The 24789-nt window shown below is 63.3% G+C and carries 15 protein-coding genes; 13 read left to right on the top strand and 2 right to left on the bottom strand.

Annotated elements, in window-relative coordinates:
• The gene (locus V5B59_RS25160) at window positions 1-831 is read right to left on the bottom strand and encodes a substrate-binding domain-containing protein (RefSeq protein ID WP_169071892.1); all 831 of its coding nucleotides are present in this window, start codon (window positions 829-831) and stop codon (window positions 1-3) included.
• A 40-nt stretch (window positions 832-871) separates the two neighbouring features.
• Window positions 872-2194 carry a phenylacetate--CoA ligase PaaK gene (gene paaK / locus V5B59_RS25155; RefSeq protein WP_169071891.1) on the bottom strand — a complete coding sequence of 441 codons (1323 nt, stop codon included), beginning with the start codon at window positions 2192-2194 and terminating at the stop codon, window positions 872-874.
• A 257-nt stretch (window positions 2195-2451) separates the two neighbouring features.
• On the opposite strand from paaK, the gene V5B59_RS25150 reads away from it, so the two are divergent.
• The 13 genes from V5B59_RS25150 to V5B59_RS25090 all read left to right on the top strand — a co-directional run.
• The gene (locus tag V5B59_RS25150; RefSeq protein WP_332352498.1) at window positions 2452-4503 is read left to right on the top strand and encodes a TonB-dependent receptor plug domain-containing protein; all 2052 of its coding nucleotides are present in this window, start codon (window positions 2452-2454) and stop codon (window positions 4501-4503) included.
• 10 nt (window positions 4504-4513) lie between these two features.
• Entirely contained in the window at window positions 4514-5077 is a 564-nt protein-coding gene (locus tag V5B59_RS25145; RefSeq protein ID WP_169071889.1) for a YfiR family protein, read from the top strand.
• A 1-nt stretch (window position 5078) separates the two neighbouring features.
• Window positions 5079-7457 (top strand): response regulator, encoded by a 2379-nt coding sequence (locus V5B59_RS25140; protein ID WP_169071888.1) that lies wholly within the window; start codon window positions 5079-5081, stop codon window positions 7455-7457.
• Window positions 7454-9604, top strand: a complete 2151-nt coding sequence (locus V5B59_RS25135; RefSeq protein WP_169071887.1) for a putative bifunctional diguanylate cyclase/phosphodiesterase — start codon at window positions 7454-7456, stop codon at window positions 9602-9604. The genes V5B59_RS25140 and V5B59_RS25135 overlap by 4 nt, the downstream gene beginning before the upstream one ends.
• Window positions 9605-9795: 191 nt before the next feature.
• On the top strand, window positions 9796-10776 hold the full coding sequence (locus tag V5B59_RS25130) for a FecR family protein (protein WP_332352497.1): 981 nt from the start codon (window positions 9796-9798) through the stop codon (window positions 10774-10776).
• A gap of 160 nt (window positions 10777-10936) precedes the next feature.
• Window positions 10937-12472, top strand: coding sequence for a DUF6399 domain-containing protein (locus V5B59_RS25125; RefSeq protein WP_332351228.1), 1536 nt, complete (start codon window positions 10937-10939; stop codon window positions 12470-12472).
• Entirely contained in the window at window positions 12445-14616 is a 2172-nt protein-coding gene (locus tag V5B59_RS25120) for an EAL domain-containing protein (protein ID WP_332352537.1), read from the top strand. The genes V5B59_RS25125 and V5B59_RS25120 overlap by 28 nt, the downstream gene beginning before the upstream one ends.
• Window positions 14617-14733: 117 nt before the next feature.
• Entirely contained in the window at window positions 14734-16749 is a 2016-nt protein-coding gene (locus V5B59_RS25115) for a methyl-accepting chemotaxis protein (RefSeq protein ID WP_169071652.1), read from the top strand.
• A complete protein-coding gene (locus V5B59_RS25110) occupies window positions 16749-17609 on the top strand; it encodes a substrate-binding domain-containing protein (protein ID WP_169071653.1) in 861 nt (286 codons plus the stop codon). Before V5B59_RS25115 ends, V5B59_RS25110 begins: the two co-directional genes overlap by 1 nt.
• A 20-nt stretch (window positions 17610-17629) precedes the next feature.
• Entirely contained in the window at window positions 17630-20161 is a 2532-nt protein-coding gene (locus V5B59_RS25105; RefSeq protein WP_169071654.1) for a response regulator, read from the top strand.
• Window positions 20162-20169: 8 nt separating this feature from the next.
• A complete protein-coding gene (locus V5B59_RS25100; RefSeq protein WP_169071655.1) occupies window positions 20170-21060 on the top strand; it encodes a transporter substrate-binding domain-containing protein in 891 nt (296 codons plus the stop codon).
• An 11-nt stretch (window positions 21061-21071) separates the two neighbouring features.
• Entirely contained in the window at window positions 21072-24224 is a 3153-nt protein-coding gene (locus V5B59_RS25095) for a hybrid sensor histidine kinase/response regulator (protein ID WP_332352496.1), read from the top strand.
• A gap of 111 nt (window positions 24225-24335) precedes the next feature.
• The coding region (locus V5B59_RS25090) for a response regulator (RefSeq protein ID WP_332352495.1) at window positions 24336-24789 on the top strand (454 nt) is incomplete at its 3' end.

The following is a 24789-nucleotide window of genomic DNA, read 5'->3' as shown; positions in this document are numbered from 1 at the left end:
TCAGCCAGCCGTGCCAGGCGGCAGGATGCCGTGCTGGCGCACGATGCGGTTGCCCTCGGGCGAGCGAATGAAATCCAGAAAAGCTTTGGCTGCCGGAGTCAGGCCGCCGGGTTTGTGAATCAGGCCGAGTTCGACCCAGGCCGGGTAGATCCCTTTCTCGAGGTTTTCCGGGGTCGGATCGACGCCGTCAAGCGCCAGGTGCACGACCCGGGTGGTGCACGCGGCCAGCGCCGAGCGATTGAGCATGCCCAGGCTGCTCGGGTAACGGTCGAGCAGCGCGATCAACTGGGGATCCAGGTTCACGGTCTTGACCCCCGGCCCGAAAACCACGTCCTTGAAGGGCTTGATGACTTTGGCGATGGCCTGGCGGCTGGCGTCGGAGTTTTCGCGACCGACGGCGCGAATCGGTGCCGTCTTGCCCCCCAGTTCGCTCCAGTTGGTGATCCTGCCGCTATAGATGTCGACCAATTGCGCTGCGCTGAGGTTACGGACGGTGACGCCAGCGCCGCCGACGATGACCACCGGGTCGCGCCCGAGGGAAATATGGACGAAGCCCTGTTTGCGTTCTTCGTCCTTGAGGAAGCGTCCGACGCGCCCGACATTGGAAATACCCTCGCCGACATCGCGCAGCGCACCGGCGGTGCCCGTCGAAGGCGGAATGACGACGCGGTGTTGCGCCTGGCGCGCGTTGAACGCCTTGGCCAGTTGGTCAAGAACATACTCCGGATTGCCGCTGCCGGGGATGACCAGATCCTCGGCGCGAGCCGTTCCGATCAGCAGCAAGGCCATCCACACCATCCACCACTGGCGCACGATACCTGATCCCATCATTCCTCCTCATCGGTCAAACGCTGAACCTGTCATTTTACAATCACCCGCGTTGCCGATTGTCGACGACGCGCCGCGCCTTGCCGAGCGAGCGCTCGATGCCGCCGATGTCAACGATGCGCACTTCGGTCGAAATACCGACAAAGGACTTGATGTGGCGCTGCAGGGTGCGCGCCACATGTTCCTTTTCGAAGGCGGGAAGGGCGCGGTACTCGGACTTGAGTTCGACATCGATGGCAACCGCGTCGAGGTGGCCGTCGCGCGAGACTTCGATCAGGTAATGCGGGGACAGCTTCGGCTGCTTGAGGATCAGTTCCTCGACCTGCGAGGGAAATACGTTGACGCCGCGGATGATCAACATGTCGTCCGAGCGGCCGGTGATCTTGTCGATGCGCCGCATCGAACGCGCAGTCGGCGGCAATATGCGGGTCAGATCGCGCGTGCGGTAGCGGATCACCGGCAAGGCTTCCTTGGAGAGCGAAGTGAACACCAGTTCGCCATGACTGCCGTCGGGAAGGACTTCGCCGGTCGCCGGGTCGATGATCTCGGGGTAGAAGTGGTCTTCCCAGATCACCGGCCCATCCTTGCTTTCGATGCACTCGCTGGCGACGCCGGGGCCGACGACTTCCGAGAGCCCGTACAGGTCGATCGCGTCGATGGCGAAGGTTCCTTCGATCTCCAGGCGCATCTGCTGGGTCCAGGGTTCGGCACCGAAGAGTCCGACGCGCAGACCGGTGGACGCCGGGTCGACCCCTTGTCTCTTGAATTCGTCGGCGAGATTGAGCAGGTAGGAAGGCGTCACCATGATGATCTCCGGCCGGAAGTCGACGATCAATTGCACCTGCTTTTCGGTCTGGCCGCCGGACATCGGGATCACCATGCAGCCCAGACGTTCGGCGCCGTAGTGGGCGCCGAGGCCGCCGGTGAACAAGCCATAACCATAGCCGACATGCACCAGGTCGCCGCGTCGGCCACCGGCAGCGTGGATCGAGCGCGCCATCAACGTCGCCCACATATCGATGTCTTTCCTGGTATAGCCGACGACGGTGGGGTGTCCGGTGGTGCCCGAGGAAGCATGCACGCGAATGACCTGGTCGCGCGGCACGGCAAACATCGCGAAGGGGTAGTTGGCGCGCAGATCGTCCTTGGCGGTAAAGGGGAATTTTTGCAGGTCGTCCAGCGTTTTCAGGTCGTCGGGATGCACGCCGTGGGCATCGAATTTGCGCCGGTAGTGCGCGACATTTGCGTAGGCGTGCTGCAGGGACCAGCGCAGGCGCTCGATCTGCAAGGCCGTGATCTGATCGCGGCTGGCGGTTTCAATGGGTTCGTAAGGTTCGTAAGCGGTGGCACTGCGGGCTGCGACCATGTTGCGCATCTCCATGCTGGGCAAAAGTCGAAACCCTATTACAAGCGAGGTCGTCTTTCAAGCCAAAAGGACGAACACTAAAGTTCTCCGGCAAATGTCCGTTGCTTGAGTTGGACCACTTTCGCCAGCAGCAGACTGCCGACCCACCTTCAACCGAACCCGTTTCAACAGTGCAGCCGCAGGGCGTTGGCGTGCCAGCGCCCATTGCCTATACAATCCTGCCCGCAGCGTTCGGTGAAACGATACAAGGAATTCGAATGAAACCAATGCCCCGAGCACCGATCCGCCACCTGGCCCTGGGCGTCGCTCTGGCCTGCGCCGCCGGCGCTGGCGCAGCCGAAGACGCCATCGACCCCCCCGACATCAGCCTCGAAGACCTGCTCGGCGTCGAGGTGACGAGCGCCTCGCGCAAGGCCGAGCGCCTGCATGATGTCGCCGCGGCAGTGTTCGTCATCACTCGCGACGACATCGAACGCTCGGGTGCGACCAACATCCCCGAAGCCCTGCGCCTGGCGCCGGGAGTCAACGTCGCCAGCCTCGCCAACAACCGCTGGGCGGTCAGCGTGCGCGGCTTCAACGACCGCTGGGGCAATAAACTGCTGGTGCTGATGGATGGACGCAGCATCTATTCGCCGCTCTTTTCCGGCGTGGTCTGGGAAGACCAGGATACCCTGCTCGAAGACATCGACCGCATCGAAGTGGTGCGCGGCCCCGGTGCCGCGATGTGGGGTGCCAATGCGGTCAATGGCGTGATCAACATCATCACCCGCCGCGCACGCGACACCCAGGGCGACCTGCTGGTCGCCGCGGCCGGCAGCGAAGAACGCGCTCTGCTGGCTTTCCGCCACGGCGGCGAGGCCGGTGGCGGTCATTTCCGCGTCTGGGGAAAGGCTTTCAAACGCGACCAGTCGGTCACCGCCGATGGTCACACCGGCAACGACTACTGGCGAGCCGGCCGCCTCGGCTTTCGCGGTGACTGGAGCATGGGTAACGATCATCGGCTGATGCTCAGCGGCCAGATGTATTCCAGCCCGACCGGCGACCGCTGGAATCTCGCCGACCTCAGCTCGCCGCAGGGCGTCACCCTGATCGACCGGCGCCAGGGCGGCCAGGGCGGACATCTGCTGGGCCGCAACGAATGGACGCTCGCCGACGGTTCGCAGGCCGCCCTGCAAGCCTACGTCGATGTCAGCAGCCTCGAGTTGCAGGACACGTTCAAGGAGGATCGGACCACCGTCGATCTGGATTTCCAGCATCGCGTTCTCCTCGGGCAGAACCACGATGTCATCTGGGGTCTCGGCTACCGCTACTCGCACGATCGGATCAATGCCACGGGTTTCATGGTGGCGCAGCCGTCGAGTCGTGCCTTCACCCTCGCGAGCGCCTTCATCTATGACGACATCACCGTGTTGCCGAATGCGCTGCGCTTGATGCTCGGCCTGCGCGTCGAAGACAACAGCTTCACCGGCGTCGAACCGCTGCCCAACGTGCGCCTGATGTGGACGCCCTCCGACAGCCAGTCGCTATGGGCTTCGGTGGCGCGTGCGGTGCGCACGCCTTCGCGCGGCGAACTCGATGGGGAGGTCAATCTCTCGGTCACGCCGCCCGGCGCGCCGGGGAACCCGACACCCTTGCCGATTCTGACGCGCAGCATCCCCGACGATCACCAGCTGCAGAACGAAACGGTGCTCGCCTATGAGCTTGGTTACCGGCACCAGTTTTCCGCCAGTTTGTCCGCCGATTTCGCGGCTTTCTACAATCAGTACGACGACCTGCGATCGGCGATGCTGAGCACGCGACAAATCGCCCTCGCGCGGGCCCCGTACCTCATCCAGAACATCATCCCGGACAACAGCATCCAGGCGAATACCCGTGGTGTGGAAATCGCCGTGGACTGGTACCCGCTGTCGTGGTGGCGAATCCAGCCGAGCTACAGCTACCTGCGTCTCGATGCCTCGTCGAAAACCGGCGATCCGATCTCGGTCAGCAATGCGAACAAGATGAATGCCAGTGATCCGCAACATCAACTGTCGCTGCGTTCATCGCTGTCGCTGTCCGACAAACATCGCTTCGACCTCTGGCTGCGTTATGTCAGCGAGCTTGGCGCGAGAAACTCCCGGATTGCCATTCCCGCCTACACCACCCTCGATCTGCGCTATGCCTGGAGACCGACGCGCGACCTCGAAGTATCGGTGGTCGGCCAGAACCTCCTCGACCACAGCCATCCCGAGTTCGTCCCCAGCCTGCTGCCCTCGCAGCAACTCGAACTGCAACGCGGCATGTACGTCAAGGCCAAATGGCAATTCTGAGACCATTCGCGTGATTTTTTCTGCCCGGCGCTGGCCTGCCCTGCTGTCGGCGATCGCCCTGGCCATCGGACTGGATGGGCACGCGCTGGCGCAGGGCACCCTCGCCGAGCCACAGGCCAAAGCGGCCTTCGTGCTAAACTTCGCACGTTATATCGAGTGGCCCGAGCGTGCTTTCGCCAGCCGCGAATCGCCCTTGTTGATCTGTCTGCTGGGTCGCGACTCGATCGGCAGCGCGCTGACGGCGCTGCAGGACCGCCAGGTGCAGGGACGCCCGGTGGCCGTTCGGCTGCTGAACAGCATCGACGAAACACGCCCCTGCCAGGTGCTGTACATCGGTGCCTCGGAAGCACGCCGCCTGGGCCCGGTGCTGCGCGCACTCGCCGGGCAGGCGGTGCTGACGGTCAGCGACACCGATGGCTTCATCGACGTCGGCGGCGCCATCGGCATCGTCCAGGGCGATGGACGGCTGCAGTTCGAAGTCAATCGCGACAGTCTCGAGCAGGCGCAGCTCAAGGCCAGCTCCAATCTGCTCAAACTGGCGCGCAATCTGGCGACCTTGAAGGGAAAAAACTGAGATGCGTTTTGCCGACCGGCCATTGAAGGCCAAACTGATGCTGATCATCGGCGTGACGGTCGGCGCCGGTCTGGCGATCAGTACGCTGTTGTTTGCTGCCTCGGAAATCAACAACAACCGCGAATCGGAACTGGCCAAATTGACCGGCATGGCCGAAATTCTCGCCGCCAGCAGTGCGTCGGCGATTGCCTTCGACGATGCGCGCACGGCCAGCGAGACGCTGTCCGGCTTGCGCGCGCGTCCGGAGATCCTCGCCGGATCGATTACCCTGCCCGGCGGCACCGTTTTTGCGCACTATCCGGCCGAGGGCGTTGCCGCAGCGGCGGCACAGGCAGGCGCCGCGACGCCGCTGGTCATCGGTTCCTACTTTGCCGACGCGATGAAGATCGAGTATCCGATCCGCCAGGGTCGCGAGGTGATCGGAACGCTCCGTATCGAATCCGATCTGCGACCGATGTGGCGCAATACCGCGAACCGCATGTTGCTGGTTCTGGCCGGAGCGCTGATCGCTTTCGCCGCCGCCCTGCTGCTCGCGATGCGCCTGCAGCGATCGGTGTCGGGACCGATTCTCGACCTGACGCAGGTGATGCGGCTGGTGGCCAACGACAGCGACTATTCGCACCGGCTGCCGGTGCGGCAGCGCGACGAAATCGGCGAACTGATCAAGGGCTTCAACACCATGTTGAGCGAAGTCGAGGAGCGCGACGAGGAACTCCGCAAGCACCGTGCCACGCTCGAACAACAGGTCGAATCACGCACCGCCCAACTGCGGCTGGCCAAGGAGCAGGCCGAAAGTGCAAATGTCGCCAAGTCGCGTTTTCTGGCCAATATGAGCCACGAGATCCGCACCCCGATGAACGGCGTCATCGGCATGGCCGACCTGCTGCTCGATACCTCCCTTTCCGATCAGCAGCGGCGTCAGGTCGATCGCCTGCGGATGTCGGCCGAATCGCTGATGCATTTGCTCAACAACGTGCTCGACCTGTCGAAGATCGAATCCGGCCGACTCGAGGTCGAGAGGATCCCGTTCGACCCACGGCAACTCATCGAAGAGGTGGTGCAGCCCTTCGTCGAGATGGCCTCGGCCAAAGGCGTGCTGCTCAGCGAAGTGCTGGCGCCCGAACTACCCGCGGCGGTGCTCGGCGACCCCTATCGGGTCAAGCAGATCGTCAGCAATCTGTTGAGCAATGCCGTCAAGTTTACCGAACGCGGCACCATCTTCCTCTCCCTGACCTGCGAGCCCTCCCCCGCAGACCACGGGTCCCCGAGCAGTGCCGACCCGGATCACTGCCAGCTCTGCTACGCCGTCAGCGATACCGGGATCGGCATTGCGCGCGCCGACGGGGAAAAGCTGTTCGCCCCCTTCACGCAGGCCGACAACTCGACGACCCGCAAATTTGGCGGTACCGGCCTCGGTCTGGTGATCATTCGCGAGCTTGCGCAGCGCATGGACGGAGACGTCGGCTTCGAGAGCGAGGAAGGTCGCGGGTCAACATTCTGGTTCCGGCAGCGCGTCGAGCTTCACCATCAGCCCCTGGCCAGGCGGGAGTCGAATCTTTCGGCCACTACCCGGATCAGCGGACACCTGCTGCTCGTCGAGGACAACGAGATCAACCGCGAAATCTCCGGAGCGATCCTCCAGACACTGGGTTGTCAGGTGGATTTCGCGCACGACGGCGCGCAGGCGGTGGCCGCTGCCGCGGCCAGGCGCTACGACCTCATCCTGATGGACTGCCAGATGCCGGTGATGGACGGCTTCGAGGCGACGCGCCGGATTCGCGCCGCAGAGCAGGCGGCAGGCGGCGCCGCGCTACCGATCATCGCCCTGACGGCCAATGCCCTGGCCGGCGACCGCGAGGCCTGCCTGGCCGCCGGCATGAGCGACTACCTGGCCAAGCCGATCAACCGGGCGCAACTGACGACGATGCTGGCCCGTCATCTGCATGCGCCGGTGGACGCAGCCGTGGCGGACAGCGCGGCAGACGGGGAAAGCAGCGGCGACAGCGACGCGGCGCCGGCTTTCGACCCCGGCGTCGTGCAATCGCTGCCAATGGTCGCCGATGGCTCGAACCCCGCGTTTGCCGACCGCGTTCTCGACCTGTTCACCCGCAACGCCGTCGAACTGCTCGCAGCCATCGACAGCGCAATGGCCCAGGGCGATGCCAGGACCCTGCAACGATCGGCGCACACCCTGAAATCGTCGAGCGCGGCAGTCGGTGCGATGGCGCTCTCCGAAAAAGCCCGGGATCTGGAGATGCGGATACGCGCCGGCGATGCGCCGGCAGTCGACTGGCTGCAAGTGCTGCGCCATGCCTACGATGACTTCATCAGCGCGCTGGCCCGGTACCACGCCAGCGCAGAAGCAAGGAAATCGCCATGAAACAAACGCCTGTGCACGAACGTGTGCTGCTCGTCGACGACGATCTGATGATTCGCATGCTCGCCGCCGAGTCGCTGCGCCACGCAGGCTTCGAGGTCAGCGAGGCCGACTGCGGTGAGCAGGCCCTGGAGAGGTTCGAGGAGCAGGATTTCGACCTGCTGCTGCTCGACGTGATGATGCCCGGGATCGACGGTTACACGGTCTGCCAACGCCTGCGGCAACACGAGCGCGGCAAGTGGTTGCCGATCGTGATGCTGACCGGCCTCAACGACAGCGATTCGATCGAGCAGGCCTACCTTTCCGGCGCCACCGATTTCATCACCAAGCCGATCAACTGGCTGTTGCTGACGCAACGGGTACGGTATGGTTTGCGCGCCAGTCATGCCATCGCAGAAGTGACACGCAGCCAGCAGAGTCTGGCGCATGCCCAGCGTCTGGCGCGCATGGGCAGTTGGGAATGGTCGCCAGGCGATGCGCGCTTCGCGTGCTCGGACGAACTGCGGCAGATCTTCGGCGGCGACTGGAAACTCGCCGGCGCGGCAACCCTCGAGCTTTTTCTGAGTGTGGTGCGGGAGAGCGATCGCGCGGCCGTGAACGCAGCGCGCCAGGCACTGATGATCGATGGCCAGCCGTACCAGATCACCTACGGCTTTTGTCGCCCGGACGGCGTGTTGCGCGAAGTTCTCGAGCAGGCAGAGGCAGTTCGTGATGGTAGCGGCCGGATCGTCAAGATCGAGGGCTTCACGCAGGACATCAGCGAACGCGTCGAGGCGCAGCAGCGCATCGAGCATCTGGCCTTGCACGACGGTCTGACCGGACTGGCCAACCGGCAGTTCTTCGCCCAACTGGTCGAGGTCGAACTCGAGCGTGCGCGCCGCGAAAAGAGCCTATGTGCGATTCTCCATCTCGATATCGACCACTTCAAGAGCGTCAATGATGCTCTTGGCGACGCCATCGGTGACCAATTGCTGTGCGTGCTCGCCAAAAGGCTGAACGCGGCGGTGCGTGGGGCCGACCTGCTGGCCTTGAATCCACCGATGCGTGCCGCCGAAATGGTCTCGCGCATCGACGGCGATGCTTTCACCGTGCTGGTCCTCGAAGTGCGGACCCCAGACCAGGCAGCGATCATCGCGGAGCGTCTGCAGCAGGCCATTGCCCGACCGCTGTCGGCCGACGACCACGAAGTGGTGCTGACGGCCAGCGTCGGCATCGCCGTCTTTCCACGCGATGCCGATTCGGTCGAAACCTTGTCGCGCCACGCCGAGCAGGCGCTGTACGCCGCCAAGGCGGCCGGTCCATCGACCTGCCGCTTCTTCGACGAGGAAATGAACGCCGCTGCCAGCCGCAAACTCCATCTGGAAAATGAATTGCGGCACGCCATTGCCGAGGACGAGTTGCACCTGCACTTCCAGCCCAAGGTCGACGCCGCCAGCGGCCAGCTCGCTGGCGCCGAGGCACTGGTGCGTTGGCAACATCCGCAGCGCGGGCTGCTCGGGCCGGGTCATTTCATTCCGCTGGCCGAGGAATCGGGGCTGATCGTTGCCCTCGGCGACTGGGTGCTGGCAACAGCCGCCAGACACCTGCGACAGTGGGCAGACGCCGGCCTGGAAGCGCTACGCCTGTCGATCAACCTGGCCAGCCCCAGCTTCCTGCAGGAGAACATCACCGAGAAGTGTTGCGATGCCATGCGCTGCGCTGGCGTCTCTCCGCAGCAACTGATTCTCGAACTCACCGAGTCGCTGCTGGTGGTCGATGCCGAAAACACCATCGCCCGTCTGAACGACTTGCGGGCCAGTGGTTTTGCCTTGTCGCTCGACGACTTTGGCACCGGTTTTTCCTCGTTGAGCTATCTGAAGCGCTTTCCGCTCGACGAACTCAAGATCGACCGCTCTTTCGTCGCCGACCTGACCAAGGGCGGCAAGGACGCCGCGATTGCCCTGTCGATCATCGAACTCGGACGCCAGTTCGGCATGCATGTGGTTGCCGAAGGGGTCGAAACGCGCGCACAGGCCAGCTTCCTGCTTGCCCACGGCTGTCCGATCCAGCAGGGCTACCTGTATTCGCAACCGCTGCCGCTCGATCGCTTCGAGGCCCTCCTCAGGAACGGTGGCCGCTTCGACCCCTGCCTGTCGGCGCCCACCCCGTAACCCGACCTCTTGACCAACGAATGTCGGGTTACGCCCTGCTGGCTAACCCGACCTACGACCTGGCCGGTAACAGTAGGGGCTTTGCAGGCAGCATCGACTACAATGCATGCACAGCACAGAGGGTCCGGCTGCGCTGCACAGTTCATCGCCGGCAAGCGAAACCCCACATTGATCACGCCTGGATAGCGTAGTTGGATAGACAATATGAGGGAATGAAAATGCACACCATCCTGCAGACAGCCACGCGACTCGGTTCGGCCAGACGCTCCATGCACGCGCTCCTGCTGTTTCTGACACTGCTCTTCGCGAATACCGCGCAGGCTCAGGAATGGCACTATACCGTGCGTCCTGGCGACAATCTGTGGGATGTCTCGACTCGTTATCTGAGTGCTGTGGACTACTGGCCGAAGCTGCAGGCACTCAACGGGGTGACCGATCCCGAACATCTGCCCCCAGGGACGAAGCTGCGGATTCCGGTTGCCTGGCTCAAACGCTTGCCGGCCAAGGCCCTGGTCCTGGCGGTACAGGGCCAGGTGCAGGCCCTGATCGCATCCACCAACAAAAGGGTTGCCGTCGATCCCGGACTGTTCCTGCATCAGGGCGACATCCTGGGTACCGGGCCCGACAGCAATGTCACCCTGAAATTCGCGGATGGCTCGCGGGTGTTGCTGCAGGCGGATAGCGAGCTGCGACTGGCGATCCTGAACGCGCGCGGTCAGACACCGTTCGTCGAGACCCGAAGCCGCCTGGAGAAAGGTCGCGCCGATAGCGAGGTCACGCCGCGCACGACGGGCGCCGGCAACCGTTACGAAATCTGGACCCCCGCCGCCCATTCGGCCGTGCGCGGTACGCGCTACCGGATCAGCATGGATCCGACGACGGCGACCTCGCGACTGGAAGTGCTCGAAGGAAGAGTCGAGTTGCAGGGTGGCCGCAAGACCCGGTCGATCCCGAAAGGCTTCGGCACCCTGGCCGAGACCGGCAAGCCGCCGCTCGTGCCGGTGGCGCTGCTGCCACCACCGCCGCTCGGCGAGTTGCCGCCGCTGGTCTCGCGCGTGCCGATCCGCTGGAGTTTTCCGGCCGTGCCGGAGGCGGCGGCATATCGGGCACAAGTCGCGCCCAATGAACAATTCGGCTTCCCACTTAAAGCGGGACAGTCATGCTACCGATAGAGTCTGAGGATGAAGGGAGCTGAGGAGATGGGAACTGGTTGCCGCATCTCCTGTATCATCAGTTTTATGACAAAAAAACTCTACGACTCAAGCCATACGGACAACCAGCCGCGTCATTTTTGCCGCACTTACAGACCAGGGAAAACGAAGCCTGCGTGCAGTGGGGGAATTAATTCATCGCCCGAAAAGCAGTGTTCATCGCCACCTGCAAGCGCAAGCCCGTAGGAACCGACATCCTGAATCGGGGTTTTGGGAAACCGAAGAGGGGGAGGCATGGCTGAGATTGCTGGTATTTGCTGTGCTGTACACGTTCGGGCTGCAACATCATGTGGGGGCGGGTGCCTTGTCGGATTTCTTCCAATTGATCCGCCTTCATACCCATGTGGGGGTGTCTCCCAGCGCCTTGCAGACCCAACTCAGCCGGATGGAAGCGCTGTTGCCCCTGTTTCAGCAACAGTGTGAAGCCTCGGTACCGACGCGGACACGCCAAGCGGTGGTGGCCGCGGATGAGACGTTCTTTGGGGAGATTCTGATCTTGGTGCTGATGGATTTGTCCTCGGGCTACCTATTGCTGGAGTCGATTCAGAAGGACCGGGGTTTCGATACCTGGTTTGCCCAGGTGACCCCGCGCCTGGAAGCACTGGGTATCGAAGTCAACCACGCCATCAGTGACCGGGCGAAGGCCCTGATCAAATTAGCGGTCACAGGCTTTGAGTGTACCTCGGGCGCGGATACGTTCCACGAGCAATATGGCCTCAGTCGCTGGTTGTCACCGGCCTTGGGACGTCGAAAAGCCAAGGCGGATCAGTGCTGCGAACTGGCCCAGAAGGCCCTTGATCAGCCGTCGCGCGGAGCCAGTACCGAGGAAAAGGCGGCTTTGGCGGCACAACAGGCCTGTGCCTGGGAAGCCCGCGCGCAAGTGGAACAGGCGCAGCAAGAGTACCAGAAGCAGTTGCTGGGAATCGCCGAGGAAATCCATCCCTTCTCCCTGGAGGAGAATACTCGCACGACGGCGGAGAGCGTAGTGGCAGGACTGGAAACGCGAGCACAGGCCCTGGAAACTCTGGCGGCGCAACAAGGGATCCAGGATACCCGTTCCGCCCTGAAGAAGTTCCGTGCCCAGATCGGCGCCTTATCGAGTCACGTCAGCTTTTGGTGGCTTTGGGTAGAAGAAATCCTGCTGGGCTGGTCTCTGGATGAAGCGACTCGGCAATGGCTGACGAGCAAGCTGTTGCCCGTACTCTATTGGCACTACCAAATGCGGAAAACGCAAAACAGGGTTCACCGGAAACGGTATCAGGAGGCTTGGCAGCGAGCATTAGAGGCCTGGAAAGCAGACCCGTTCCATTCGGGATTCTCCGAGAGTGAGTTGCAGCGCTGGCTAGAATGGGGGGAATGGATGGTGCGACAGTTCCATCGCAGCTCCTCCGCCGTCGAAGGGCGCAATGGCCGCTTGTCCCAGTTGTATCATAACGGGCGAGGTCTGACGAAATGCCGCCTGGCTGCGCTAACGGTTATCCACAACTATGGGGTGAGACGTAGTGACGGCACTATCGCAGCCGAACGTCTGTTTAGCACCTCTTTCCCTGATCTTTTCGATTGGCTGCTCAACCAGATGGGGGAACTTCCCTTACCGAGGAAGTCCCGCCACCGGGTTGTGCATAACCCATTGAAGTTAGAGATTGTCCCGGCTTAAGTGGGAAGCCGCATTTTTCCTACCGCGACGTCCTGCACGGGGATTACCCGCCGGCAATCTTTCGTGGCAAATTTGTGCTGGTCGGCGCGACGGCCAGCGGCATGGCCGATGCGCTGCCCACACCACTTTCCGCTTACTCGCGGCTGATGCCGGGCGTCGAATACAATGCCAATGTTCTCGATGCGCTGCGGCAAGGCTTGACCATCCAGCCTTTGCCTGGCCAATGGACGCTGCTGCTGAGCGGAGTCCTGGTGTTCTTCCCGATGCTGCTCCAAAGCGCTTGCCCGGCGCGCTGGACCCTGCCAGTGGCGGTTTTGTCGCTGCTGCTGACCCTCATCAGCAGCTTCGTCCTGCTCTATGCCACGCAGCTCTGGTTCCCGCCGGCGGCAGCGCTACTCGTGCAGGGCTTGAGCTGTCCCTTGTGGAGCTGGCAACGCCTGCTCCTGCTCATCCGTTCGCTGTTCGAACAGGAGGAACGTACCCAGGTCACTCTGCACTCGATCGGCGATGCCGTGATCACCACCGATGCGAAGGGGGCCGTGCAGTACCTGAATCCGGTCGCCGAAAGTCTGCTCGGCGCTGCGCCAGGCGCTTTGCGTGGGCAGGAGCTGGGCAGCATGTTCCAGGTCGTCCGCGAGCACGAGCGCTACAGCGCGGTGAATCTGGTTGCCTTGTGCCTGGAAGCAGGTGCGCTGGTGAGGCTGCCCGAGCCCTCGATCCTGCGCAACCTCGCTGGCCAGGAATACGCCATCCGTGCTTCGGCGGCCCCGATCCACGACCGGCAGATGCGGGTCGTCGGTGTCGTCATCGCCTTCAGCAACATCACCGAAACGCGCCGTTTGACCGAGCAGATGATTTATCAGGCCAACCATGACGCGCTGACCCGTCTGCCCAACCTCGGCCTGCTGCGCGACCGCCTCAGGCATGCCATCGCGCGCGCGCGCCGAACCGGCCAGAGCCTGGCGCTGTTGTTCGTCGACCTGGATCAGTTCAAGAAAATCAACGAGGGCCTGGGCCATAGCGCCGGAGATGCCCTGCTGCGAGCCGTCGCCGAGCGGCTGCTGGTCTGTGGTCGCAAGGACGACACCATCGTCCGCGTCGGTAGTGACGAATTCATCTGCATGCTGGAGGACTTGCGTCAGGAAGACCGCGTCGTGGACTTCGCGCACAAGCTGTTGACGATGCTCGAAACACCGTTTCAGATTGGCAACAATGAGTGTGTGGTCACCGCGAGCATCGGCATCTGCCTGTTTCCCAAGGATGGCGGCGATGTCGAAACCTTGCTGCGAAACGCCGACACGGCGATGTATCGGGCCAAGGAGAGCGGCCGCAACAATATCCAGTTCTACGCCCACGACATGCACGCCCGCAGCCTGGAACGGCTGACCATGGAACAGGGCCTGCGCCATGCCCTGGCGCGTCAGGAACTGGAGATCTATTACCAGCCGCAGCTGGATCTGCGCCAGGGCCGCATCATCGGTGTCGAGGCCCTGTTGCGCTGGCAGCATCCCCAGCGCGGGCTGATCTCGCCGCTCGATTTCGTTCCCCTGGCGGAGGAAACCGGCCTGATCGAAAGTATCGGCGAGTGGGTACTCAGAACCGCCTGCAAACAGGCGAAAGCTTGGCAGCAGAGTATCCTGCCGACGCTGCGCATGGCGGTGAACCTTTCGCCCCGCCAGTTCCTGCGTCCCGGCATGGTCAGCATGGTGGCGCAGATCCTGCGGGAAACCGATCTGGAACCCCGCTATCTGGATCTCGAGATCACCGAGAGCCTGCTGATGAAGGACGTACAGGGCAGCATCATGACCATGCATGCGCTCAAGGCCATCGGCGTCCGCTTGTCGATCGACGATTTCGGCACCGGTTATTCTTCACTCAATTATCTGAAGCAATTCCCCATCGACCAGTTGAAAATCGACAAGTCCTTTGTACACGACCTGGTCGTCGGCAAGGATGACGCCGCGATCACGCTGGCGATCATCGCCATGGCGCACAGCATGTCGCTGACCGTGATCGCCGAGGGCGTGGAAAGCGAAGCGCAAGGAGCGTTTCTGCGCGCCAATCACTGCGACGAAATCCAGGGCTACCACTTGAGCCGCCCGCTGCCAGCGGATGAGATCCCGGCGCTGCTCCGCTTGCCGTGAATGCCGGTCGGGTTAGTGCAGCCTAACCCGACATTTTCGCCTCAAGGATCCGCCCCCGGCTGCCGTTACCCAACCAATATGGCTATCATTGCCACCCCCAGGGGAAAAGGAATTCCAATGCCGCATCGCTTCCGCGATCTTAGCATCGCACTGAAACTCAATCTGGTGCAGGGTCTGGTTCTGCTGACCATCATTCTCGCCGCCACGGGGTGGACCGCTTCGCATCTGCGCGAACAACTGACCCACACGGCGCTGGACGAACTCAGGCAGATCAATCGCCTGGCCGTGTCGATGCTCGATACCTACGACCGCAGTCTGCGCAACGACATCGAGCGCAGCGGCCGGATTTTCTCGGGCAGCTTCGACAAGCCGTTTGAACTGGTCGAAGCAGGTGCAGTGCCGCAACTGCTGCATGGCGGAATGCGGATCGATGATCGCATCGAGCTCACCGACACCTTCACGGCAAAGGCCGGAACCGTGGCAACGATATTCATTCGCCAGGGCGACGATTTCCTGCGCACCGCCACTTCATTGAAGAAGGAGGATGGCGCGCGGGCGACGGGAACCCTGCTGGGCACTGACCATCCTGCGCGCCAGTCCTTGCTTGCCGGTCAGCCCCATACCGGCAAGGCCTCGCTATTCGGCAGGGATTTCATGACCCACTACGTTCCGGTACGCGACGCCTCGGGCAAGGTGGTCGGCGCCTTTTTCGTCGGGCTGGAATTTACCGCAGGGCTGCAGGCTTTGAAGAAGAGCATCCTGGCGATCCAGGTCGGTTCTACGGGTTATGTCGCCGCACTCGACGCCGGCAAGCAGAAAGGTGTCGCGACCATCCACCCAACCAAGGAAGGGGCCAACCTGCTGGCAGCCAAGGACAGTCGGGGTTTCGAGTTCGTTCGCGAGATGGTCGACAAGAAGTCAGGAAGCATCCGCTACGAGTGGGCAAATCCCGGCGAGACCAGCGCGCGCGAGAAGGTCGCGGTTTTTGATCATTTTCCGGGCTGGGACTGGGTGGTCGTGTCTACCAGCTACCTCGAGGAAATCAGGAGCAGCGCCGACACCGCCGTCCGTGACATCGCCTGGATGGCGCTGCTGATCATCGTCGCTGCCCTGCTCAGCGGCTTCGTGGTGGCCCGGCACTGGATCACGCGGCCGCTGCAGGAAATCGCCCTGGTGGCCGACCGGATTGCCGCTGGTGACCTGACGGGCAGGCTGACGGGCGACAGTGTCGACGAGGTCGGCCGTCTGAAGCAGGCCATCGGCAAGATGTCGGAGAATCTGCAAACGACCGTCGGCAGCGTCCGCAAGGCCTCGGCAACGATGCTCGAACAGTCGCTCGCGCTGGTGACTGCGGCCGAACAGGTCAGCGGCAGCGCACAGGTGCAGCGCGATGCGGCGACCGGAATGGCGGCTTCGGTCGAGGAAATGAGCGTCAGCATCGATCAGGTGGCCGAGCACGCACACGCTGCGCAAGGGCTCTCGATCGCCTCCGGGCAGGCAGCGAGCCAGGGCGCCGAGGTGATTCACCAGGCGGTGGGGGCGATGAACCAGATCACCGGTTTCGTTCGCCAGGCGTCGACGACGGTGAGCGAACTCGGACGCCGCTCGCAGGACATTTCGGCGGTCGTTCAAGTGATCCGCGAGATCGCTGATCAGACCAATCTGCTCGCCCTCAACGCCGCCATCGAGGCGGCACGGGCGGGGGAACAGGGGCGCGGTTTTGCGGTCGTCGCCGACGAAGTGCGCAAGCTCGCCGAAAGGACGGCGACGTCCACGCACTCGATCGGCGAGATGATCGGCCACATTCAGGACGGCGCCAAGGCGGCTGTCCACCAGATGGAAGACGGCGTTGCCCAGGTCGCGCAGGGCGGTGTCCTGGCTGACCGGGCGGGTCAGGCGATCGGTGAAATCGAAGGCCGCACCAACGAGGTGATCACTACGGTCGGCAGCATTTCGGGCGCCATCCGGGAACAAAGCCTCGCCAGCCAGACCATTGCCCAGGGGGTCGAGCAGATCGCCCAGATGGCCGAAACCAGCTACTCGGCGTCCCAGGGCACGGCGCAGTCGGCACAGGCCCTGCGTGACCTGGCAGAACACCTCGACCAGGCGCTTGGTCATTTGCGTGTCCGTTGATGCCTGGCCTCGCTTTCAAGCTCGGCATGAGCATCGGCATACGCAGGCATTGCGCTCTATGGCTAGCCGTACTGTTGATCTTGCTCGGCGTCGTCCGCAGCGCCAGCGGCGAGCCAATCCGGGTCGGCGGCACCGGTAGCGCGCTGGGCACCATGAAGCTCCTCGGCGAGGCTTTCACCAGGCAGGCCGCGTCGAAATTCGAGCTGACGATCATGCCCGACCTTGGCAGTTCGGGCGCTTTGCGCGCACTGCAGGCCGGAGCGATCGACATCGCACTGCTCAGTCGTCCGCTGAGCGATGCACACCATGCGGCGGGACTGGTGGCATTCGAATACGGGCGTTCGCCATTCGTGCTGGTCACCAGCAAGCCGGGAATCGGGAATCTGACGCCAGCGGCGCTGGCCGACCTGCTTGCCGGTCGTACACTCACCTGGTCCGATGGCCAGCCGGTACGCCTCGTACTGCGGCCGAAGGCCGACATCGATAGCGAGCTCCTCGCGTCCTTGTCCCGGGGGATCGCCGAAGCGCTGACGATCGCCTCCAAGCGGCAGGGCATGGTGATGGCTGCGACCGACCAGGAAGCCGCCGAGCACGCCGAGCGGCTGCCGGGATCACTGGCGGTGAGCACCCTGGCGCTGATCCTCTCGGAGCACCGTAAACTGAACATGCTTTCTTTCGACGGCGTGGCGCCGTCGGTGGCCGCCCTCGCCGACGGTTCCTACCGGCACTTCAAGTCGCTGGCGATGGTCACGCGGGGGGCGCCCAGCGGTGCTGCGCTGCAGTTCATCGAGTTCGTCAGGTCGCCACAGGGACGCGCCATCCTGGAAGCCAACGGCCATCTGGTGTCGTACAAACGATGAAAGCGACGAGACCATTCACCATGGAGCGCCTGCTTACCGGCATTGCCGCCAGTGTCAGTCTGGCCATCGTGCTGTCGCTGCCCACGGCATACTACGTCTTCGCGCGCTCCAACCTCGACGCGACTCTCGCCGCCGAGAGCGAGATCAACGGCCGCCTGGTCACCGGGCTGATCAATGGCAATCCCGATTTCTGGAAATTCCAGCCCGATCGCCTGCTGATGGTGCTCGATCGCCGCCCCACCGACGGCAGCCAAGAAACCCGCCGGGTGTTCGGCAGCGACGACAAGCTGATTGCCGCCAGCGACGATCCGCTTCCTTCGCCGCTGGTCACGCACGCGACGACGGTATTCGACAGCGGTCACCCGGTCGGCCGCCTGGAGATTGCGCGCTCGCTCCGGCCCACCCTGCTCGGCACGCTGGCAGCGGCGGCATTTGCCATGCTGCTCGGTGTCGGCGTATTCATTGCGCTGCGCGTGTTGCCGCTGCGAGCCTTGCGCCGGGCACTCGACCAGGTTGAGCAGCAAGCGGCGGAATTGCGCGTCGCCAAGGACGCCGCCGAAGCGGCCAGCCGCGCCAAGAGCGATTTCCTGGCGACCATGAGCCACGAGATCCGCACGCCGATGAACGGCATTCTCGGCATGACCGAATTGCTGCGCAGCACCACGTTGAGCCCACAGCAACGGCGCTTCAGCGATGCCGTGTATCAGTCCGGTGAGCATCTGCTCGGCATCATCAACGACATTCTCGATTTCTCGAAGATCGAAGCCGGCAGGCTCGAGATCGAGAACATTCACTTCAACCTGCGGCAACTCGTCGAGGACGCCGCTTACCTGTTCGCCCAGCCCGCCGAGGGGAAAGGGCTGGAAATGGTCTGCAGCGTGCCGCACGATCTGCCGGTGGCGGTCGAGGGCGACCCGATGCGCTTGCGCCAGATCCTGACCAATCTGGTCGGCAACGCCGTCAAATTCACCCGCCAGGGCGAAGTCGTCATCCGCGTCAAACTGCTGCACGAGGACCCGCAGCAGGCCCATTTCCGCTTCGAAGTCGAGGACAGCGGCGTCGGCATCGGCGAAGAAGCGCAGAGCCGCCTGTTCAGCGCCTTCGTCCAGGCCGACAGTTCGACGACCCGGAGTTTCGGTGGCAGCGGCCTCGGTCTGGCGATCGCCAGGCTCCTGGTCGAGATGATGCACGGCCAGATCGGCCTGGTCAGTCAAGTCGGCAAGGGCTCACTGTTCTGGTTCGAGCTGGCGCTCCCCAAACAGGACGCCAATGCGAGAACGGTACTCGACCTCACCGGGCAGCTCAGCGGACGCTCGGTTCTGGTCGTCGATGACCACGCCACCAACCGCGAAATCCTCGCCCATCAGTTGCAGGGCTGGTCGATGCGCTGCGTCGGCACCGCGAGTGGGCACGATGCCCTGCAGGCCCTCGACCGGATGGGCAGCGAGCGCTGCGATCTGGTGATTCTCGATCTGCACATGCCGGGCATGGATGGCTTCGAAGTGGCGCGCGCGATTCGTGCCGACCAGCGCTACACCGCGTTGCCGCTGATCATGCTCTCTTCGGTCAGCGTCGGCGCCGACAATCCGGAGCGCCAGGCGGCGCCAATCGACTGCTACCTGACCAAGCCGGTGCGCCAGTCCGACCTCTATGACGCCATCGCCACCACGCTGTCGCTGCGTACCGGCGAGCCGCAGCGTGAGTCCTCGCCGCCGGTCGCCGCTGCCAGCACGGTACCACTCGCTGGGCGGGTGCTGATCGCCGAGGACAACCCGGTGAACCAGATGGTCGCCGCCGCCATGCTCGAATCGCTCGGGATAAGCTGCAGCCTGGCCGAGAATGGTCGGGTGGCGATCGAACGCTTGTCGCAGGAATCCTTCGACCTCGTTCTGATGGATTGCCAGATGCCCGAAATGGATGGCTTCGCGGCGACTGCCGAGATCCGTTTGCGGCAGCAGCAGGGCCGGCTGCGCCGCCAGCTGCCGATCGTCGCACTGACCGCCAACGCCGTCGAGGGCGACCGCGAGCGCTGTCTCGCCGCGGGCATGGACGATTATCTGAGCAAACCCTTCACCGCCCAGAGCCTGTCGTCGATCCTTCTGCGCTGGCTTCCGCGTGCGGACACGGGGGCGGCGACGTCCACCCCGGCAGCGCTTCCGCCACCAGCACTGCACGGCCAGGCAGAGACTGCCGACACTGAGCCGGCCATCAATCCACGCGCCCTCGACAGCATCCGTCAACTACCGGGAGCCAATGGCGCGCTGCTGGTCAACAAGGTGATCGACGCCTACCTCGCCGATGCGCCGGCGCGCCTGGCACAGATGCATGCGGCAACCGACGCCGACGCATTGCGCAAAGCGGCGCATGGCATGAAGTCGAGCAGCGCCAACGTCGGCGCAGAGCGTCTGGCGGCACTGTGCAAGGAGCTGGAGATGATCGGCCGCAGCGGCACCATCGAAGGCGCCAGGCCCCTGCTGAAAAGCGCTGACCAGGAACTGCTGCGCGTCCTGCAGGCGCTGATGGACGAACACGCAACGACTTCCCGAAAGTGAGGACTGTGATGACGATTTTTGTGTTGAAGCTGGTGCGTGCGATCGCTCTGGCGATGGCGTTCTGCACCTCGGCAATGGCGGCCGACCTCCCTGAAATCAGGGCCCGTGGCGAGTTGCGCCACCTGGGCATCAAGTACGCAAATTTTGTCACTGGTGCCGGTGACGGTTTCGACGTCGAGTTGATGCAGGGCTTTGCCCGGCATCTTGGCGTCAGCTACCAGCTGGTATATAGCGATTTTTACACCGTCATTCGCGATCTGCTTGGCAAGGACGTCGTCCGCAAAGGGTCCGAGGTCTCGCTTGCCGGCAATTATCCGATCCGCGGTGATGTCATCGCCACCGGCTTTACGATCCTGCCGTGGCGCGAGGCGGTGCTCTTGTATTCGGATCCGACCTTCCCGTCGCAGGTCCTCCTGGTCGCGCCGGCGCAGTCTCCGCTACAGCCGATCAAGGGAAGCAAGGACTTGCTGGCCGACATTCGCGAGACCAAGGCGCTGATCGGCAAGAAGAGTCTGCTGATCATGGAGCGAACCTGCCTTGACCCCGGCAACTATGGTCTGAAGACGGGCGGATTTGACCTCAAGGCCTATACCAAGAGTACGAACCTGAATGAAATGGTCCCGGCCCTGCTCAATCGCGAGGCGGAACTGACCCTCCTCGACGTGCCGGACGCCATTCTTGACCTGAAGAAATGGGCGGGCCAGATCAAGATCCTGGGGCCGATCTCCGAGCATCAGGATCTCGCCACGGCATTTCCCAAGGATGCGCCCATGTTGCGTGAGGCCTTCAACACCTATCTTCGTCAGATCAAGGCCAACGGAACCTACGACAAACTGGTGGACAAGTATTACCCTGGTATCCGTCGCTACTTCCCGGGATTTTTTGCCGAGAAGCACTGACGCGCTTGACGATGTCCCTTCACCGCCGCCTCATCCTGCACTGGCCATGGATCATGGCCGTAAGCTTTGCTGCATTCATGGCGGTTCTGCTGTGGGGCCTGTATTCCTCGCAATCGCAACTGCGAGCCGCCACGACGGCCCGCCTGGTGGCGGACAGCCAGCGCAGAGCAGCCGCGCTTGCAGACTTTGTGGCCGAGCGGCGGCAATCCGTTCTCGAATTGGCTGGCAGCCACGAAATCGACGCCTATCTGGTCAATCGAGCGCTCGACATGTCCCCGCAATACGGCCTGAATGCAAGCCTTGATGCCATCGAGCAGCGCTTCCGCCGACAGATCGAACAGAAAACCCTGCGCGGACAGGCGATCTATACGCGTATCGTCTTTCGTGGCAAGGAGGGAACAATCCTTGCCGAAGCGGGCCAGCAAGAACCAGACGCCGCAGAACTGCCCGCAGTACCGTCCATTCCCGGGAACATTCCACAACTGCAGATCGACACCCGCAACTGCTTGCTCATCGCCAGTTCGCCGGTGCTCCATAAAGGGGTCTTCAGCGGCACCATCGTGACCATCAGCGACCTGCGTCTGCTGTCGCGGCTGCTGATCGGTCGCCGTGACGATGAGGCTGCTGCCGACAACTACCAGGAGTTTCTGCTGACGGATGAGGGGACGAACATCCCCTCCGCCGGCGAGTTGACGGAATTGTCCAGGGCTCTCGGGCGCGCCTTTGCCGGGCTGCCGGAGAACCGCTTGGTTCCCGTCGCGGAAATCCCGGGGGGCGAAGCGTTCAGTACTCTCCTGGCCTTGCGCACCGCGATCGCGGGCACTACCCTGTCGATGCTCACGCTCGGCCCGGAAGCCGAGGTCTACGGCGCCATGGCCTCACCGACTTACCTCTATGTTCTGGGCGTCTTCTCGGCTGCACTGCTGCTGGCTGCTCTCGGCTTTGGCCGGATGCGACGACGAGCATTGCAATTGCAGGACGAGAACGCGGCATCGGGTCGTCACCTGGCTGCGCTGGAGCAACGCAACCAGGCGCTTTCCGAGGAGATTGCCCGGCGCCGTCAGGTGGAAGCAGTCCTGCAGCAAAAGTCCGCCGAACTCGACCAGTCCAATGCGGAACTGCGCAGCCACCGCAGCCATCTTGAAGAGGTCGTTGCCGAACGCACGCTCGCGCTTTCCCTGGCCAAGGAGGCCGCCGAGTCCGCCAACCGCGCCAAGAGCCAGTTTCTGGCCACCATGAGCCACGAAATCCGCACGCCGATGAACGGCATTCTCGGCATGACCGAATTGCTGCGTGCCACGCAGCTCAGCCCGCAGCAGTGGCGCTTCACCGATGCCGTGTACCAGTCCGGCGAGCATTTGCTGAGCATCATCAACGACATCCTCGATTTCTCGAAAATCGAAGCCGGCAAGCTCGAGATCGAGAATATCCAATTCAACCTCCGGCAACTCGTCGAAGACGTCGGCGATCTGTTCGCCCAGCCTGCCGAAGCCGCAGGGGTGGAAATGATCTGCAGCGTGCCGCACGACCTGCCGGTGGCACTGCTGGGAGATCCGGTGCGTCTGCGCCAGATCGTGACCAATCTGGTCAGCAACGCCGTCAAGTTCACCTCTCAGGGCATGATCGTCATCCGCGTCAGGCTGCTGGACGAGAACCCGCAGCAAGCACGTTTGCGTTTCGAAGTCGAGGACAGCGGCGTCGGCATCCCCGCAGAAGCGCAAAGCCGCCTGTTCGGCGCCTTTGTCCAGGCCGACAGTTCGACCACCCGGCATTTCGGTGGCACCGGCCTCGGTCTGGCGATCACCAAGCGACTGGTCGAAATCATGGGTGGTCAGATCGGCCTGGTCAGCCAGGTCGGGCACGGCACGCTGTTCTGGTTCGAGTTGTCACTCGCCAAGCAGAACGCCGATGCGCGCACCGTGATCCCTATTGCCGAGCGCCTGAACGGACTCGCGGTCCTCGTCGTTGATGACAATGCCACCAATCGCGAAATCCTTGCGCACCAGTTGCAGGGCTGGTCGATGCACTACAGCGGTGCCGCAAGTGGACAAGAGGCCTTGCAGGCACTCGCGCAGACGAGCAGCCAGCGCTTTGACCTGGCGATCCTCGATCTGCACATGCCGGGCATGGATGGCTTTGAAGTGGCGCGAGCGATTCGCGCAGAACCGCGCTACGCCGCGCTGCCGCTGGTGATGCTCTCTTCGGTCAGCATCGGCGCCAAGCATCCGGATCGCCGGGCGGCGGCGATCGACTGCTACCTGACCAAGCCGGCACGCCAGTCCGACCTCTACGATGCCATCGCCACCGCCCTGTCGATCAACGCCGGCGAGCGGCAACATTCCCCGTCACCGGCCGCGGCAAACGCCGCGGCGCTCGGCGGGCGGGTGCTGGTCGCCGAGGACAACCCGGTCAACCAGGCGGTCGCCAGCGCCATGCTCGAATCGCTCGGGGTGACCTGTAGCCTGGCCGAGAATGGTCGAGTGGCGATCGAACGCTTGTCGCGGGAATCCTTCGACCTAGTGCTGATGGATTGCCAGATGCCGGAAATGGACGGCTTCGCAGCGACCCGGGAAATCCGTTCCCGGCAACAGCAGGGCCTGCTGTCCACCCACCTGCCGATCGTCGCGCTGACCGCGAACGCCGTCGAGGGCGACCGCGAACGCTGTCTCGCCGCGGGCATGGATGATTATCTGAGCAAACCCTTCACCTGCGAGCGGCTTCGCTCTACCCTCCTGCGCTGGCTGCCGCAAGGCGACGCCGCGCTTGCCGCTCTGCCGCCAGTGGAACATGGTGAAGCAGAACCCAGCGTAGCCCCGATCGTCATCAATCCACGCGCCCTCGATAGCATCCGCCACCTGCCGGGAGCCAACGGTGCGCTGCTGGTGAACAAGGTGATCGATGCCTACCTCGCCGATGCGCCGGCGCGTCTGGCACAGATACGCGCGGCGGCCGACGCCGGCGACGCCGAAGCGCTGCGCAAGGCGGCGCACGGCATGAAGTCGAGCAGCGCCAATGTCGGTGCCGATACGCTGGCGGCACTGTGCAAGGCACTGGAGATGATCGGCCGCAGCAGCACCGTCGAAGGCGCCAGGCCTCTGCTGGCGAGCGCCGAGGAAGAGCTGCCGCGTGTCCTTGCGGCGCTGGCAGAATTACATGCCGAGTAAACCCTTCCCATGCGAGCGGCTTCGGTCTATCCTCCTGCGATGGCTGCCGCAAAGTGACCCGATCATGGCCACGCCGCCAGCGGATCGTCTCGACCAAGAGGAGAATCGACCATGCTCTCGAATGCAGAGCACGCACTGCCAACGGCGCTGATCGTCGACGACGATTATGTGATGCGGATGCTGGAAAGGGAGACGCTGGCCCAGTTCGGATTCGACGTGCTCGAGGCAGCGGATGGCGAACAGGCCCTCGATATGCTCGACGATCCGCCGCCAGACCTGCTGCTGCTCGATGTCGAGATGCCAGGCATCGATGGTTTCGAGGTCTGCCGTCGCCTCCGCCAGCGCTGGGACATGGCGCGGGTGCCGGTGATCGTGGTCACCGGCATGGACGATCTGGCGTCGATCAACCAGGCCTATGAGTCAGGCGCCAACGATTTCGTCGCCAAGCCGATCAACTGGCCGATCCTCGGTCATCGGGCGCGCTACGTGTTGCGCTCGGCGCAAGCGGCGCGCCAGTTGAGCGAACTCAAGGAAAAGCAGGCGGCGATCATGCGAGCGATTCCCG

This window comes from Candidatus Accumulibacter contiguus (assembly GCF_036625285.1).
GTDB lineage: Bacteria > Pseudomonadota > Gammaproteobacteria > Burkholderiales > Rhodocyclaceae > Accumulibacter > Accumulibacter contiguus.
The sequence above is the reverse complement of the archived record's forward strand: the minus strand, read 5'-3'. Positions and strand labels throughout refer to the sequence as shown.

Coding starts and splice junctions, on each gene's coding strand:
- V5B59_RS25160 (WP_169071892.1), bottom strand. CDS start 831: ATGATGGGATCAGGTATCGTGCGCCAGTGGTGGATGGTGTGGATGGCC.
- paaK (WP_169071891.1), bottom strand. CDS start 2,194: ATGGTCGCAGCCCGCAGTGCCACCGCTTACGAACCTTACGAACCCATT.
- V5B59_RS25150 (WP_332352498.1), top strand. CDS start 2,452: ATGAAACCAATGCCCCGAGCACCGATCCGCCACCTGGCCCTGGGCGTC.
- V5B59_RS25140 (WP_169071888.1), top strand. CDS start 5,079: ATGCGTTTTGCCGACCGGCCATTGAAGGCCAAACTGATGCTGATCATC.
- V5B59_RS25135 (WP_169071887.1), top strand. CDS start 7,454: ATGAAACAAACGCCTGTGCACGAACGTGTGCTGCTCGTCGACGACGAT.
- V5B59_RS25115 (WP_169071652.1), top strand. CDS start 14,734: ATGCCGCATCGCTTCCGCGATCTTAGCATCGCACTGAAACTCAATCTG.
- V5B59_RS25110 (WP_169071653.1), top strand. CDS start 16,749: ATGCCTGGCCTCGCTTTCAAGCTCGGCATGAGCATCGGCATACGCAGG.
- V5B59_RS25105 (WP_169071654.1), top strand. CDS start 17,630: ATGGAGCGCCTGCTTACCGGCATTGCCGCCAGTGTCAGTCTGGCCATC.
- V5B59_RS25100 (WP_169071655.1), top strand. CDS start 20,170: ATGACGATTTTTGTGTTGAAGCTGGTGCGTGCGATCGCTCTGGCGATG.
- V5B59_RS25095 (WP_332352496.1), top strand. CDS start 21,072: ATGTCCCTTCACCGCCGCCTCATCCTGCACTGGCCATGGATCATGGCC.